The sequence below is a fragment of the Clostridium sp. AM27-28 genome, assembly GCF_003480955.1.
Taxonomy (GTDB): Bacteria; Bacillota; Clostridia; order Lachnospirales; family Lachnospiraceae; genus Otoolea; species Otoolea fessa.
Genome location: NZ_QUJT01000002.1, coordinates 171,374 through 186,897, shown reverse-complemented (window position 1 = coordinate 186,897; position 15,524 = coordinate 171,374). Strand labels below are relative to the sequence as shown.

Below are 15,524 nucleotides of genomic sequence, written 5' to 3'. Positions count from 1 at the left end.
GTGTGATGATGTAGCACCGCTGGCAAAGGGTACGGCTGGATGAGAACCATGCAGGGGTGAGATTCCCATGAGCTTTAGCGAAAGCTGTTCGGCTTGCTTAGATACCATTTTGAATTAGAATTTTTCATTCAAAATCAAATAACTATTTGCAGGAAATACAATCTTAATATTACTTTTGCCACAAAATCTGATATAATATAGACAGATATTGAGGGTTCCATATCTGGTCTATGGAAAGGAGGAACATGATTACAGTAACAAAAAAAGACTTAATAGAACTGGGTTATGGAACTTCATTCGCAGCAGACATCATAAGAGAAGCAAAAAAACTTATGATTTCAAAAGGGCATACCTACTATCAGTCACGCAAACTGGACAGGGTTCCCAGAGAAGCTGTGGAAGAATTGCTAGGGATTACTTTTACTGATAAATCAAACTGATTGTACTTCTTGCACATTTATGTAAGGAGTGAAATCATGGCAAAAGACCCTATTAAGAAAGCAGAAAACGGAACTTATTATTTTAGAGCAAACTTAGGTTTTCATCCGATTACCGGAAAACAGATTCAGAAATACAAAAGCGGATTCAAGACAAAAAAAGAAGCCAGAGAAGCATATTCAAAACTTATGCTGACATCTACAGAAGAATTAACAGAAAAGAAACAGCAGCTATCTTTTCAACAGTTTATTGAGGAAACTTATCTTCCTTGGTATAAAACACAAGTAAAGGAAAGCACCTATCTGAACCGCCGTTCTACCATTCAGAAGCATTTTTCATACTTTTACAAAATGACGGTGGATGAGATAGAACCCATTAACGTCCAGAACTGGCAGCTTGAACTCGCAAAAGAATTTAGTCCAAACTATATCCGTATTGTACAGGGTATGCTCTCTATTGCCTTTGACAGAGCAGTTGTTCTCGGTCTTGCAAAGAAAAATCCATCACGAATGATAGGAAACATCAAGAGCAAGAAAACAAAAGTGGATTTCTGGACACTGGATGAATTTCAAAAGGTAATTTCCCTGCTCTACAAGGGAGATTATTACGAACATTACCTTTTCATTTCATACTGGCTCCTGTTTATGACCGGAATGAGAATCGGAGAAGCCGCAGCCCTGCAATGGTCGGACATCAACTTTGAAACCGGACTTTTAAGTATAACGAAGACGCTGTACTATAAAACAATGGACGAATACAAATTTGTGGAGCCAAAGACGCAAGCCAGTATTCGCACTATCTATATTGACACAGATACCATCAAAGAATTAAAAGCATGGCAGGAAGTACAGCAAAAGGTTTTAAAGGACTGCGACCTTGTACTAAGCTATAATGGGATTCCCACCAGTAAGCACACCCTCCCACGGGCATTAGAAAAACTTGCTGGATTGGCAGGCGTACACCGTATCAAAATTCATGCACTCAGACATTCCCATGCTTCCCTGCTCATCAGTATGGGAGAAAATCCTTTATTGATTAAAGAACGTCTGGGACATGAAAAGATACAGACCACGTTGGGAACCTACGGACATTTATATCCCAACACCAACGTAGAAGTTGCCAAAAAATTAACTGGTGTTCTCACCTATACTCCGGCAACAACCAGTGTTGCCGATTACACCAGCAATCAGCATACAGCAATCTATCACAGAGCAGTTGAATAAAAAAATGCAATCAAAATGCAATTCTAAAAGAAAAGAGCCTCAAAACCCTTGAAAATAAAGGCTTTGAAGCTCTGCTCCAACTATTCAAACTCAATCGTAGCCGGCGGTTTCCCCGTGCAATCATACAGTACGCGGTTTACACCTTTCACCTCATTTACAATTCGGCTTGTGACTTTTCCGAGTACTTCCCACGGAAGTTCTGCGGATTCTGCGGTCATGAAGTCGGATGTGAGGACGGCACGAAGTGCGATGGCATAGTCATAGGTTCTGACATCGCCCATGCAGCCTACGGAACGCATATTGGTCAGGGCTGCGAAGTACTGACCGAGTGTGCGGTCGATACCTGCTTTTGCGATCTCCTCGCGGTAGATAGCGTCTGCATCCTGTACGATGCGTACCTTCTCTGCTGTTACCTCACCGATGATACGAACGCCAAGTCCCGGACCCGGGAACGGCTGACGGTATACCAGATTTTCCGGAATACCAAGTTCCAGACCGGCGCGGCGGACCTCATCTTTAAACAGCATACGCAGCGGCTCGATGATCTCCTTGAAATCTACATGTTCCGGAAGTCCGCCTACGTTGTGGTGGGACTTGATAACAGCGGATTTTCCAAGACCGGACTCAATCACATCCGGGTAAATCGTACCCTGTACGAAGTAATCTACTTTGCCAATCTTCTTTGCTTCCTCCTCAAATACGCGGATGAACTCTTCGCCGATGATCTTACGCTTGCGCTCCGGATCGGTTACACCTGCCAGCTTGTCGTAGAAACGCTGCTGTGCATTGACACGAATGAAGTTCAGCTTGTACGGACCGTTCGGACCAAATACTGCCTCTACCTCGTCACCCTCGTTTTTACGAAGCAGACCGTGATCGACGAATACGCAGGTCAGCTGGTCGCCGATCGCTTTCGCCATCAGGACGCCTGCTACGGAAGAGTCTACACCGCCGGACAGAGCCAGAAGGGCACGACCATTTCCTACTTTTTTACGGATTTCTTCGATGGATTTCTCTACGAACGCATCCATCTTCCAGTCACCTGCACAATGGCAGACACTGTATACGAAGTTATGCAGCATCTTGGAGCCTTCCTGTGTATGAAGTACCTCAGGATGTGCCTGGATGCCGTACCAGCCTTTTTCTTCATTTTCCATACCTGCAATCGGGCAGACCGGAGTATGGGCTGTCACACGGAAACCTTCCGGCATCTTGGAAATATAGTCGGTATGGCTCATCCAGCATATGGTCTTCGGGGATACACCCTCATACAGCTTAGATGTTGTGTCTACCTCTACCTCAGTCTTTCCGTATTCGCTGACCGGTGCTGTGGCAACCTCGCCACCTAACAGGTAGGACATCAGCTGTGCGCCATAGCAGATACCCAGTACCGGGATTCCCAGATCAAAGATTTCCTTTGAACATCTCGGAGATTCCTCCTTGTATACACTGTTCGGTCCGCCGGTGAAAATGATACCCTTCGGGTTCATCTCTTTGATTTTTTCCAGCGGCAGGGTGTAAGGATGAACCTCACAATATACGTTACACTCTCTTACTCTTCTGGCAATCAACTGATTGTACTGTCCGCCAAAGTCCAGTACAATGATCATCTCTTTCTCCACGAGTATTCCTCCTATAATTTTATGCTGCGATCCGTACTTCATCAACTTGTAGCTTCGAATCAACTTCCAGGATTTATGGTCACACGCTTGCACAACATGTGAACTGTAACAGTCATACTGCTGCCGCAGGTAATCGCTCCGTTTCAGCCCCATCGCCGCCAATCGAAAAATAACCGGTCGCAATCTGTTCAGCAGCTATACCACGTTCTCTTCCTGTCAATTCCTGTAACTTTTATTATAAAATACCCGGCAATTAAAGACAAGCCATTTTTACGGTATTTTCAGGCACTTTTTTCAGAAAAATGCTTTTCGATTCAATTCAAGTCGAACATCCGTGAGACTTGGCGCGTGATTCTGGTCAGCGAAGCATCGGCAAAATCCGCTACCAGTATGATATCGTACGGAATTTTCAGTGCAGAAAATTCCTATCCGCAAGTAAAAATGCATATTCTATGCAGAATCACTGCGCATCCTCGCGGAGCGTTTATCTCAATCGGAGACCTAACTCCCACTAAGACAAATTTGTTATTACTCGCCACCTAAAGAGGTGGGGCTTCTCAACTGAGAGCAAAGGATGAGAATTATTATACTATTTGCATTGTGCAGATATGCACACCCTGCGCTTTCATCTCGGTAATTGAATTGCCGAGGATTCCCGCTTATTGTCCTAAACATTTAAATATTTCTTCACATACTTCCCCGTATACGATCCCGGCGTCGCTGCCACCTCTTCCGGTGTTCCTTTCGCAATCACGGTTCCGCCGCCCTCGCCGCCTTCCGGTCCGATGTCGATCAGGTAGTCAGCAGTTTTGATGACATCCAGGTTATGTTCAATGACAACCACGGTATTTCCACCATCCGACAAACGTCTTAATATCTCAATCAGACGGTGTACATCGGCAAAATGAAGTCCCGTAGTCGGTTCGTCCAGAATATAGATCGTCTTGCCGGTTCCACGCTTGCTCAGCTCCGTCGCCAGCTTGATTCGCTGTGCCTCACCGCCGGACAGCTCGGTGGACGGCTGTCCCAGGCGGATATAGGAAAGTCCTACATCGTAGAGTGTCGCAATCTTCCGGTGTATGGACGGCACATTTTCGAAGAATTTCATCGCCTCCTCAACCGTCATATTGAGGACATCATAGATGCTTTTCCCTTTATATTTGACCTCCAGCGTTTCCCGGTTATAGCGCTTGCCGCCGCAGACCTCACACGGCACATAGATATCCGGCAGGAAATGCATCTCGATCTTGATGATACCGTCGCCGGAGCACGCCTCACAGCGCCCGCCTTTTTTATTGAAGCTGAAACGTCCTTTATTGTAGCCTTTTGCCTTGGCATCCGTAGATGCCGCAAACAGATCCCGGATCAGATCAAATGCCCCCGTATAGGTTGCCGGATTGGAACGCGGCGTCCGCCCGATCGGAGACTGGTCGATCGCGATAATCTTATCGAGCTGCTCGACGCCCTCGATGGATTTATGTTTTCCCGGAATCGTGTGTGCTCGGTTCAGCTTCTTTGCCAGCGCTTTATAAAGAATCTCATTGACAAGTGAGCTCTTTCCCGAACCGGAAACGCCGGTGACGCAGGTCATCACGCCCAGCGGGAATTTGACGTCGATATTCTTAAGATTATTTTCCGCTGCGCCTTTCACCGTCAGCCAGCCGGCCGGTTTTCTCCGCTCGGACGGCACCGGAATCTGAATGCGCCCGCTCAAATATGCGCCGGTGATCGATTTTTCATTTTTCATGATCTCTTCCGCTGTGCCGATCGCCACGACCTCGCCGCCGTGTTCGCCCGCGCCCGGACCGATGTCCACGATACAGTCTGCCGCGCGCATCGTATCCTCGTCATGCTCAACCACCAGAACTGAATTTCCCAGATCCCGCAGGTGTTTCAGGGTATCCAGAAGCTTGTCGTTGTCCCGCTGGTGAAGTCCGATACTCGGCTCGTCCAGAATATATGCCACACCGACCAGACCGGAGCCGATCTGGGTTGCCAGGCGGATTCGCTGCGCCTCGCCGCCGGACAGCGTGCCAGTCGCACGCGACAGGGAAAGGTATTCCAGACCGACATTGATAAGGAAGCTGATCCTCGCCCGAATCTCTTTCAAAATCGGCGCACCGATCGCCTGCTGCATCGGCGTCAGCTCCAGCGCATCGATAAATTCGCGGAATTTGACGATCGACATATCGGTCGCCTCGAAAATATTTTTCCCGCCAACCGTGACTGCCAGAGATTCCTTCTTTAATCGCTGCCCCTTGCAGGCTGGACACGGCGTGATCCGCATAAATGTCTCATATTCCGCCTTCATTGAATCAGAGAACGTCTCACGGTATTTGCGGTTCATGCTCTGAATCAGCCCCTCAAAGGCAATATCATAAATTCCCTCGCCACGCTGTCCACGGTAATACACCTTCACAACCTTGCCGCCGGTTCCGTAAATTAAAATATCATGGATCTCCTTCGGATAATCTTCAAACGGGGTATCCAGACTGAAATCGTATTCTTTTGCCAATGCATTTAAGATCGCGCCGGAAAAGCTCGTTTTGTCCGTGCAAGACTGCCATCCCATCGCCGTGATCGCACCCTGATTGATGCTCAGGCTCTTGTCTGGAATCATCAGATCCTCATCAAACTCCATCTTATATCCCAGACCGAAGCAGTCCGGGCACGCACCAAATGGGTTGTTGAAAGAGAAGCTGCGCGGTTCGACCTCATCCACGCTGATACCGCAGTCCGGGCAGGAAAAATTCTGGCTGAACGTCAGGGTATCGTGCTTTTCTTCGCCGTTTTCATCCCGCACCGCCGTATCGGTCAGCATCAGACCATTGGAGAGACCCATGACCGTTTCAATCGAATCCGAAAGGCGTTTCTCAATCCCCGGCTTGACCACCAGGCGATCGACCACAATCTCAATATTGTGCTTGATATTTTTATCCAGCGTGATCTCCTCGGAAAGCTCGTATAAGCTGCCGTCCACCCGCACACGGACATAACCGCTCTTCTTTGCCTGCTCCAGCACTTTCTCGTGGCGTCCTTTCCGCCCGCGCACGACCGGGGCAAGAAGCTGGATCTTTGTGCGCTCTGGCAGCGCCATGATCTGGTCAACCATCTGATCGACCGTCTGGCGGCGGATCTCACGACCGCACTTCGGGCAATGCGGAATACCGATTCGTGCGTACAAAAGACGCATATAATCATAGATCTCCGTCACTGTGCCGACCGTCGAACGCGGATTCCGGTTCGTCGATTTCTGGTCGATAGAGATCGCCGGGGACAAGCCCTCGATGCTCTCGACATCCGGCTTTTCCATCTGACCTAAGAACTGACGCGCATAAGACGACAGGGACTCCATATACCGCCGCTGCCCTTCGGCATAGATCGTGTCAAATGCCAGAGATGATTTACCCGAACCAGAAAGTCCGGTCAGGACGACCAGCTCATTTCTCGGAATATCAATGGAAATGTTTTTCAGATTGTGCTCATTGGCACCTCGTATCTTTATATATTGCTTCGCCATATCTGTACCTCAATTATCATTGACTCTGCTCTGTTTTATCATGTCGCTACTGACTTATTTTATAGTCATTATAGTCACAGTCTTCCCTGTAATTATGCTTAGTATAACACATTCCAAAAGTCTTTGCAAACATTTGTTCTGTTTGATAAAATTGAATCAGCTAAACATAGATATTCCTTGGGAATAGAAGTCAAACTTTTCATCAATTCTAATACAAAAAGGGCACCTCCGCCCGACTCCAAACCTAACATGGAGACCAGACAAAAATACCCTTTCGCCCTATTTCATTTTTTCACGCATTCATTTTATTTCACGATTTTTCGTTCCCCGAAGATACACCAGCCAGTACCCGCCTCCAATCACCAGCATCCCGCCGATCATATTTCCGATCGTAGCCGGAATCAGATTATTGAGAATAAAGGTTCCGATCGTCAGCCCTTCCGCTGCCAGACCGTACTCGCCCATGATCATCAGCCCCGCCGGGATGTAAAACATATTGGCGATGCAATGCTCGAAGCCGCAGAGAATGAAAATCGCCACCGGCGGGTAAAGCGCCAGAATTTTGCCAGATACCTGCTCGGAGCTCATCGCCGCCCAGACTGCAATACAAACCAGCACATTACAGAGGATCGCACGGCACAGCACCTCCGACAGAGTCAGGGTCACCTTGGAAACGGCTGTATTCAGAAGAACCTGCGCCAGATTGCCGCCGTACAGGCTTGGAATATGCCCGTAGACAAATAAAACCGCCACAAAGATCGCGCCAATCAGATTTCCCAGATAGACAAACAGAAGATTTTTAAACAGCCCGCCCACGGAAATCCGTTTCTGCAGCGCCGAGATCGTCATCAGGCAGTTCCCAGTGAAAAGTTCCGCCCCGGTGCAGACCACCAGCGCCAATCCTGCCGGGAATACGAGTGCCGAAGCAATCCGCGATGCCGAGCCATTTGTCATTGCTGCCGAGGCAACCGACGCCCCCGCGCCTGCCAGCGCGATGAACATTCCGGCGAAAAAGCCGAGTATCAGCATATGAGACACCGGAAGTTCCGCCTTTTTTCTGCCCGTCTCCACATAATTTTCTGCAATCTGTTTCGATGCAATCATAGATTTTCCTCCCATCAGCCTTTCTATGTCCGAAATTCATTTTTCAAATTCTTCCTTTTATCTTCTGAATTTCCGAACCTGCCACATCGTTTTATAACCTTTCCTTCCATTTCAAACAGAAAAAGACGGTTTTCGTCCGATCTTTCTGTTCTATCCCTTTAAAATCTTTGACAAACAACCGTCTTTTCTATTATTTCTATATCATTTCTGATGTCGTCCTATCATCTCAAGCCGCCATCTGACATCACCTATCAAGGGCTTCCCTTATTATTTCATGTGACTACTTTTTGCAGCCCTCCCACAAATCCTATAAGTTCCCCTTCATTTTCCTACCGTTCCTCCCGGAAATAATTCTCACCCAGATGCGCCGGAATATGTGCACCCTTATTCTTACGCATCGATGCAATCACCAGCACGAGGGCAGTGATAATGAATGGAAGTGCATCGAAAAATGCCGTCGGAATTGCATACGTATTTTTCGGCACATAGTATTTCAGCACGCGCAGCGCACCGAAAATAAAAGAACCGTAAATAACATTGACCGGCTTCCATGCCGCGAAGATAACGAGGGCAACGGAGATCCAGCCAAGACCGCCGACGCTGTCGCGCAGCCACACACCGCCGTTGATGATCATGGAGCAATATGCACCGCCGATGCCGCAGATGGCACCTGAGAGCAGGATATTGATGTATCTCCACTTCGTAACTTCGATTCCCACTGCGTCCGCTGCACCCGGATTTTCGCCGATCGCCTGTACATTTAAACCAACCTGTGTCTTATATAAGTAGATACTTGCCGCAATCGCGATGATGATTCCAAGATAAACGAACGGGTTATAGGAAAATAACAATTCTCCGACCACCGGCAGATCACTAAGCCCCGGGATGTGGATGTTACGCATCTGTGCCGTCACCGCATCCGGCAGCTTCAGTGTGCCGTTTTCTGATTTTTCCAGCATAAAGACACCGATAAAATTGGATAATCCGACGCCGAAAATCGTCAGAGTCAATCCCGTTACGTTCTGATTTGCCATAAATGTGACAGTCAAAACACCGTAAATCAATGCCGACAGCATTCCAGCCACCGCCGCAGCTAACAGCGCCGCAACAAAGTTATCCGTCTGATAGCCGACCATGAATCCGGCACATGCCCCGATCGACATCATGCCCTCGACGCCCAGATTCAGATGTCCGACTTTTTCACTCAGAATCTCGCCAACCGTACCAAACAGGAAAGGCGTACCCGCCAATACAGCCGCCACCAGAAATTTAATTACGATCTCGCTGCTCATGCGCGTGTACCTCCTTTTCCGCGAAATACAAATTGATACCGTATAAACAGTTCACATCCCAGAATGAAGAACAGGATGATTCCCTGCAGCACATCCGCGCAGTCCGAGGACAATCCGAATGAAGACTGAACTACGCTGCTTCCTTTTTCCAGCACGCTGAACAAAAAGGTAACCAGCAGAATCACAGGCGGATTCAACTGTGCCAGCCATGCCACGATGATCGCCGTAAATCCGACACCTCCGGCAACTGCCGTCGTCAGAGTGACATCCGAACCGGTCGCCTGCACCATGCCGCCGATGCCGCAGACAGCGCCGGACAGAAACATCGTCCGCAGAACCACTTTTTTTACATTCATGCCGGCATAGCGGGCTGTCTCCTGGCTTTCTCCCACGACGCTGATCTCATATCCCTGCTTGGAACGATTTAAGTAAACCGCTATCACTACCACAAGAATCAGCGCAATCACCCAGCCGAACTGGATGCCGAACACCTTATCGAGCGCCGCATTCTTATTGAAACGGGCAATCTTCGCATATCCCTGGGAACCTGGGTCACGCCATGCGCCCTCTCTCAAAAATACGATGACATTCAGCGCGATATAGTTTAACATCAGCGTAAACAGCGTCTCGTTCGTATCATACCGGGTCTTAAACCACGCCGGAATGAGTCCCCACAGACCTCCGCCGATCGCGCCTGCCAGAAACATCACGATCACCAGCAGCCAGTGATTCCAGTTTGCATGGAACAGGGCAAAATACGAGGCAAAAATACCGCCCATAATGATCTGTCCCTCAGCTCCGATGTTCCAGAATTTCATTTTAAATGCCAGCGTCACGCCCAGCGACGCAATCAAAAGTGGAATCATGATTTTGACCGTCGCCTGTATCGCCATCTCGCTTCGCAGCGCTCCGGTTACAATCGTCTGATAAATGACAAATGGATTCTGCCCAATCAGCAGGATAAAGAATCCGCCTGCCACCAGAGCCAGCACGATCGCCTCCAGACGGAGGATCAATGTTTCTCTTTTTCCAAGTTCCGCCTTTTTTACAACGCGGATCCACGGTTCTTTCATGCCTGTTCCTCCTTCTTTTCGGATGCCATACTCTTATCCAGCCCCAGCTCGCCCGCCTCGGTACCGGTCATCATCAGTCCCAGCTGTTCTTTTGTGAGCTTCTTCGCATCCACGATACCCGTGATCTTTCCATGGCAGAGTACCATGATCCGGTCTGAAAGCTCCAGAAGCACATCCAGATCCTCTCCGATATAGACAACCGCCACGCCCTTTTTCTTCTGCTGGTTCAGGAGATCGTAAATCAGATAGGAAGAATTAATATCAAGCCCTCGCACCGGGTAAGCCGTGATCAGCACCTGCGGGCTCGACTCAATCTCACGTCCCAAAAGTACCTTCTGGACATTGCCCCCCGACATCATACGCACCGGCGTATCAACGCCCGGCGTCACGATTCCCAGTTCTCCGATCAGGCGTTCTGCCATCTCCCTCGCCGGTTTCCGGTCTACAAACAATCCTTTCCCTTCCGAATAGGACTTGAGCAGCATATTATCAACCATACCCATTGAAGCAACCAGTCCCATGCCGAGACGATCCTCCGGCACGAAACTCATACTGATTCCGAGGCGGATGATCTCCGCCGGAGTCTTACCGATGATATTTTCCTTACGGTACAAAATAGCGCCCTTTTTCGCGTCCATCAACCCGGTCAGCGTCTCGCAGAGTTCTTTCTGGCCGCTTCCGGCAACACCGGCAACGCCCAGAATCTCGCCTGTTTTAATCTCAAAAGAAATATCATCCAGCGCCACGCCGCCGTCACTCTTATCGACGGTCAGATCGACAATCTTCAAAATAGTCTCTCTCTTCTCCATCTCCGGGCGCTCGATATTCAAGCTGATTGGTCGTCCAACCATAAGCTCCGTAAGTTTCTTCTCATCACATCCGGCAGTTTCCACCGTCTCGATGCTCTTTCCTTTTCGCAGAATCGTGACACGGTCACTGATAGAAAGGACCTCATTTAATTTATGGGTAATAATAATAATCGCACAGCCCTGTTCCCGCATCCGGCGCAGGATTTTAAACAGCCGCTCCGTCTCCTGCGGCGTCAGGACTGCCGTCGGCTCGTCCAGAATCAGGATCTGGGCACCTCTATATAATACCTTCAGGATCTCGACCGTCTGCTTCTCGCTGACCGACATGTCGTAGACCTTTTTCTCCGGTTCAATTTCAAGTCCAAATGACTGTCCAAGCGCTTCAATTTTTTCCCGCAACGCCTTTCTTCCCAGCCGTTTTCCCTTGGTTCCCAGCACGATATTATCCATCGCACTGAACACATCCACCAGTTTGAAATGCTGATGAATCATACCTATTCCTAAATTTCTCGAATCTACCGGCGAATTTATGGAGACTTCTTTTCCTCCAACCAGAATCGAACCGGCATCTGGGTGGTAGATACCGGAAAGCATGTTCATGAGCGTTGTCTTACCGGAACCATTTTCTCCCAAAAGTGCCATAATCTCGCCGTACCGGACGGTCAGATCAATCTTATCGTTCGCCACGACGCTTCCGAATGCTTTCGTGATCTGCCTACACTCAATGGCATACTGTTCTGTCATATCGTCACCTCAAATGAATATTTAACCAATTTTTTAATCAATTTCCTAAAAAAGAAAAAAGAGGTGCCGCAAATGAAAATGGATCCATTTGAAGCTGCCTCCTTTTATCTGTTATGTACAATTCCGTGATTATTTCTCTACGATGTTCTTGAAGTACCAGTGGATATTGCCTGTGATATCTGCATCAGACATATGCTCGCCCTCGGTGCCAACGGTGGTTCCGTCGTTGCACTCGATCACGCCGTCAAATACATCCCAGTCGCCAGACTCGATCTTCGCACGTGCCTCGTCGATCTTCTCCTGCGTACCATCTACGCACAGGTCAGATAACGGGGAAATGTCTACCAGACCTTCCTCCAGACCGCCGAAGTAGTTCTCGCCTGTCCATGTACCATCAATCAGATCCTGTACAGCTTTGGTATAGTATGCGCCCCAGTTCCAAACGGTGGAGGTCAGAACTGCCTTCGGAGCATCCTTGCTCATATCAGAGTTGTAACCAACACCAAATACGCCAGCTTCCTCAGCTGCCAGCTGCGGGTTCGGTGTATCGCAGTGCTGTCCAATGACATCACAGCCCTCGTTGATCAGGGCTACGGCTGCCTGTTTCTCACCTTCCGGATCGTACCAGCTGTTGGTGGTCTTGATGTAAACGGTTGCATCCGGGTTTACAGAATATACACCCATTGCAAATGCGTCACATCCGCCGGTAACCTCGGCATTGTCCTTGCCCCAGGCGCCGACATAACCGATCTTATTGCTCTCTGTCTTTAAACCAGCCGCGATACCAGTGAGGTAACGGGACTGATAAATCCGTCCAAAATAATTGTTAAAGTTCACACCGTTGGATTTGTAGCCGGTTGCATGGGAGAAGATAACGTCCGGATATTCTTCTGCCAGTGCCTCGCATGCATCCATGTAGCCCCAGCTTGTCGCGAAGATAATCTGGCATCCTTCCTCGACACACTCGCGCATTGCTGTCTCGATGGCAGTCTGATCATCGTCCGCTACGTTGTTCTTGCGGATAATCTGATCATCCTCCAGACCAACGGCTTTCTGCATCGCTACTATACCCTGATCATGCGTATAGCTGTAACCGGAACCATCCGCCGGATTTCCAATATGAATCACTCCGACCTTCAGATCCTCTTTAGCAACTGCCGGCATCACGCCCTCTGCTGCCTCGCCTGCTTCTGTGTCTGCCGCGTCAGCTCCCTTTTCCTCCGCTGCCTTCGTATCTGCTGTATCAGAAGACGAAGAAGAACAGCCTGCACACAGGGACAGCGCCATGGCAGCGCTCAGTAACACGCTTACTACTTTTCTCATAACATTTCCTCCTAAGAATGCCTGCGAATGCGGTTCTCTCCCTTTCTCATCGTTTGTCAGAATTCCCTCGCAGAACTTGAAATCCGAAAATAAAACCGCATTCCCGAAAATTTGGATCGATACAGGAAATATTATTGCATATTTACAGACGATTTTCAAGGAATTTGCCTGATTTTTACTGTGATATTTATTAATCTCTTTTCATAAGTTTTACTTATTTCTTTTTCTCTCCTGTAATCCCCCGATATGCAGGAAGGGAACACCGGAGGAATCAGCTGCCAGCATCTTTTTTCGACGCAGACAACACAAAAACAGGCACCAGACATTTCCTTTCAAAATGCCTGATACCTGCTCAGCTCACTGTAACTGATTTCTCTTATAACTTCGGCAAACACGTAACCGTCCACCTTATAATACACGGCTCTGTTTTAAGCCTCTGCCTCGCCATCCTCTTTCTTCTCTTCCAGAATCTTCATAAACTCCTCACCGGTAATCGTCTCCTTATCCAAAAGATAGTCTGCCAGCTCATGAAGCTTATCCTCATGCCCGGAAAGAATAGCTTTCGCTTTCTCATACGCGCTCTTTACCAGCACAATCACTTCCTCATCGACCCTCGCCGCCGTCTCTGCCGAACAAGCCAGGGAAGTATCGCCGCCTAAGTAGGCGTTGTTGACCGTCTCGAGCGCTACCATGCCGAAATGGTCACTCATGCCGTAACGCGTCACCATCGCACGGGCGATCTTGGTTGCCTGTTCGATATCATTCGAAGCCCCAGTCGTGATAGAATGGAAGATCAGCTCCTCCGCCGCACGGCCGCCGGTCAGTGTCACGATCTTGTTGAACGCCTCTTCCCTGCTCATCAGGAAGCGCTGATCCGCCTCCACCTGCATCGTATATCCGAGTGCCCCGGAGGTTCGCGGCACAATCGTGATCTTGTGGACCGGAGCCGAGTGCGTCTGCAGCGCCGCTACCAGCGCATGACCGATCTCATGGTAGGAGACAATCTTCTTCTCATCCCCGGAAACACCGGCATCCTTCTTCTGATATCCGGCAATAACCGTTTCGACACTCTCTTCCAGATCCTGCTGGGACACGGTCTTTCGTCCCATCCGGACTGCCCGCAGCGCCGCCTCATTGACAATGTTTGCCAGCTCCGCGCCGCTCGCACCGTTGGTGGCACGGGCGATCTCATTGTAATCCACACTCTCATCCACTTTAACCTTTTTGCCATGGACTTTCAGAATTGCCTCACGGCCTTTCAGATCCGGCAGCTCTACCGGAATCCGGCGGTCAAAACGTCCCGGACGAAGCAGCGCCGGATCGAGGGATTCCGGACGGTTGGTCGCCGCCAGAATGACAACACCCTTCTTGCCGTCAAAACCATCCATCTCAGTCAGAAGCTGGTTCAGCGTCTGCTCGCGCTCGTCATTGCCGCCCATGCCGGCGCCGTCACGCTTCTTACCAATCGTATCGATCTCGTCGATAAATACGATACACGGCGCTTTTTCATTGGCCTGTTTAAATAAATCACGCACCTTTGCCGCACCCATGCCGACAAACATCTCAACAAATTCCGAACCGGAGATCGAGAAGAACGGAACGTGTGCTTCCCCGGCAACGGCCTTCGCCAGCATCGTTTTACCGGTTCCTGGAGGTCCGACTAACAGGGCGCCCTTCGGCAGCACCGCACCGATCTCCGAGTATTTTTCCGGCTTATGCAGGAAATCGACAATCTCTTTTAACGCATCCTTCGCCTCTTCCTCGCCAGCCACATCTGCAAATGTGATACCCGTCTCGGATTCTGCATAAATCTTCGCATTCGACTTTCCAAACGTCATTGCGTTGCCGGGTCCGCCGCCCATCCGTTTCATCAGTGAACGTCCCATGAGCTGTCCGATTCCCACAAAGAGAATCAGCGGCAGGATCCAGGTCAGCAGGAAATTCAGCAGCGGTGACGCCTGTGTGTTGATCTCCGCACTGTATTTCACGTCCTTACCATCCAGCAGATCATATAGGTTGACACCCGGAATCTCGCCGGTTTTGTAGGTGACATTCCACGCTGTGTTTTTATTGTCATTTTTCAGCGTATAAACGATCTCATTGTTCGTCGTCACATACACTTCATCGACATTGTCTTCCTTCAACTGATCGCTGAACTGGTCAAACCGCACCTGCTGCGTCCGATCCATCATAGATGGAAAGAGGAAAATATTTAACAGCATGACAATCAGCATAACCAATCCATAATAATATAAAAATGATTTTCTGGGCGGCTGCTTTCCGCCGCCGTTCGTGTTCTCTACCATAGATTGTTCTCCTTATTGTGAGTCTGTGACAGATGGTTTCTGTGTTTCCGTCACATCGTTTCGTGATACA

10 protein-coding genes are annotated in these 15,524 nt (G+C 49.1%); 2 read left to right on the top strand and 8 right to left on the bottom strand.

The window, feature by feature from the left end:
• The first annotated feature begins 245 nt into the window (after positions 1-245).
• Both DW720_RS03500 and DW720_RS03495 read left to right on the top strand, forming a co-directional pair.
• Complete coding sequence (locus DW720_RS03500) at positions 246-440, top strand: DUF3173 domain-containing protein (protein WP_011861908.1); 195 nt, start codon at positions 246-248, stop codon at positions 438-440.
• Positions 441-476: 36 nt separating this feature from the next.
• The gene (locus tag DW720_RS03495) at positions 477-1,661 is read left to right on the top strand and encodes a site-specific integrase (RefSeq protein ID WP_011861907.1); all 1,185 of its coding nucleotides are present in this window, start codon (positions 477-479) and stop codon (positions 1,659-1,661) included.
• An 80-nt stretch (positions 1,662-1,741) separates the two neighbouring features.
• Here DW720_RS03495 and guaA read toward each other — a convergent pair whose 3' ends face one another.
• The 8 genes from guaA to ftsH form a co-directional block, all read right to left on the bottom strand.
• Positions 1,742-3,283, bottom strand: a complete 1,542-nt coding sequence (gene guaA / locus DW720_RS03490; protein WP_117796206.1) for a glutamine-hydrolyzing GMP synthase — start codon at positions 3,281-3,283, stop codon at positions 1,742-1,744.
• Between the two features lie 667 nt (positions 3,284-3,950).
• Positions 3,951-6,803, bottom strand: coding sequence for an excinuclease ABC subunit UvrA (gene uvrA / locus DW720_RS03485; protein ID WP_118472205.1), 2,853 nt, complete (start codon positions 6,801-6,803; stop codon positions 3,951-3,953).
• A 300-nt stretch (positions 6,804-7,103) separates the two neighbouring features.
• Entirely contained in the window at positions 7,104-7,907 is an 804-nt protein-coding gene (locus DW720_RS03480; RefSeq protein ID WP_181986222.1) for a formate/nitrite transporter family protein, read from the bottom strand.
• Positions 7,908-8,236: 329 nt separating this feature from the next.
• Positions 8,237-9,199 (bottom strand): ABC transporter permease, encoded by a 963-nt coding sequence (locus DW720_RS03475; protein WP_118629035.1) that lies wholly within the window; start codon positions 9,197-9,199, stop codon positions 8,237-8,239.
• Positions 9,196-10,272 (bottom strand): ABC transporter permease, encoded by a 1,077-nt coding sequence (locus DW720_RS03470; RefSeq protein ID WP_022360157.1) that lies wholly within the window; start codon positions 10,270-10,272, stop codon positions 9,196-9,198. Before DW720_RS03470 ends, DW720_RS03475 begins: the two co-directional genes overlap by 4 nt.
• Complete coding sequence (locus tag DW720_RS03465) at positions 10,269-11,825, bottom strand: ABC transporter ATP-binding protein (protein WP_107000563.1); 1,557 nt, start codon at positions 11,823-11,825, stop codon at positions 10,269-10,271. Before DW720_RS03465 ends, DW720_RS03470 begins: the two co-directional genes overlap by 4 nt.
• Before the next feature lie 129 nt (positions 11,826-11,954).
• A complete protein-coding gene (locus tag DW720_RS03460; RefSeq protein WP_107000564.1) occupies positions 11,955-13,148 on the bottom strand; it encodes a BMP family ABC transporter substrate-binding protein in 1,194 nt (397 codons plus the stop codon).
• Between the two features lie 428 nt (positions 13,149-13,576).
• On the bottom strand, positions 13,577-15,454 hold the full coding sequence (gene ftsH, locus DW720_RS03455) for an ATP-dependent zinc metalloprotease FtsH (protein ID WP_118749257.1): 1,878 nt from the start codon (positions 15,452-15,454) through the stop codon (positions 13,577-13,579).
• Positions 15,455-15,524 lie beyond the last annotated feature (70 nt).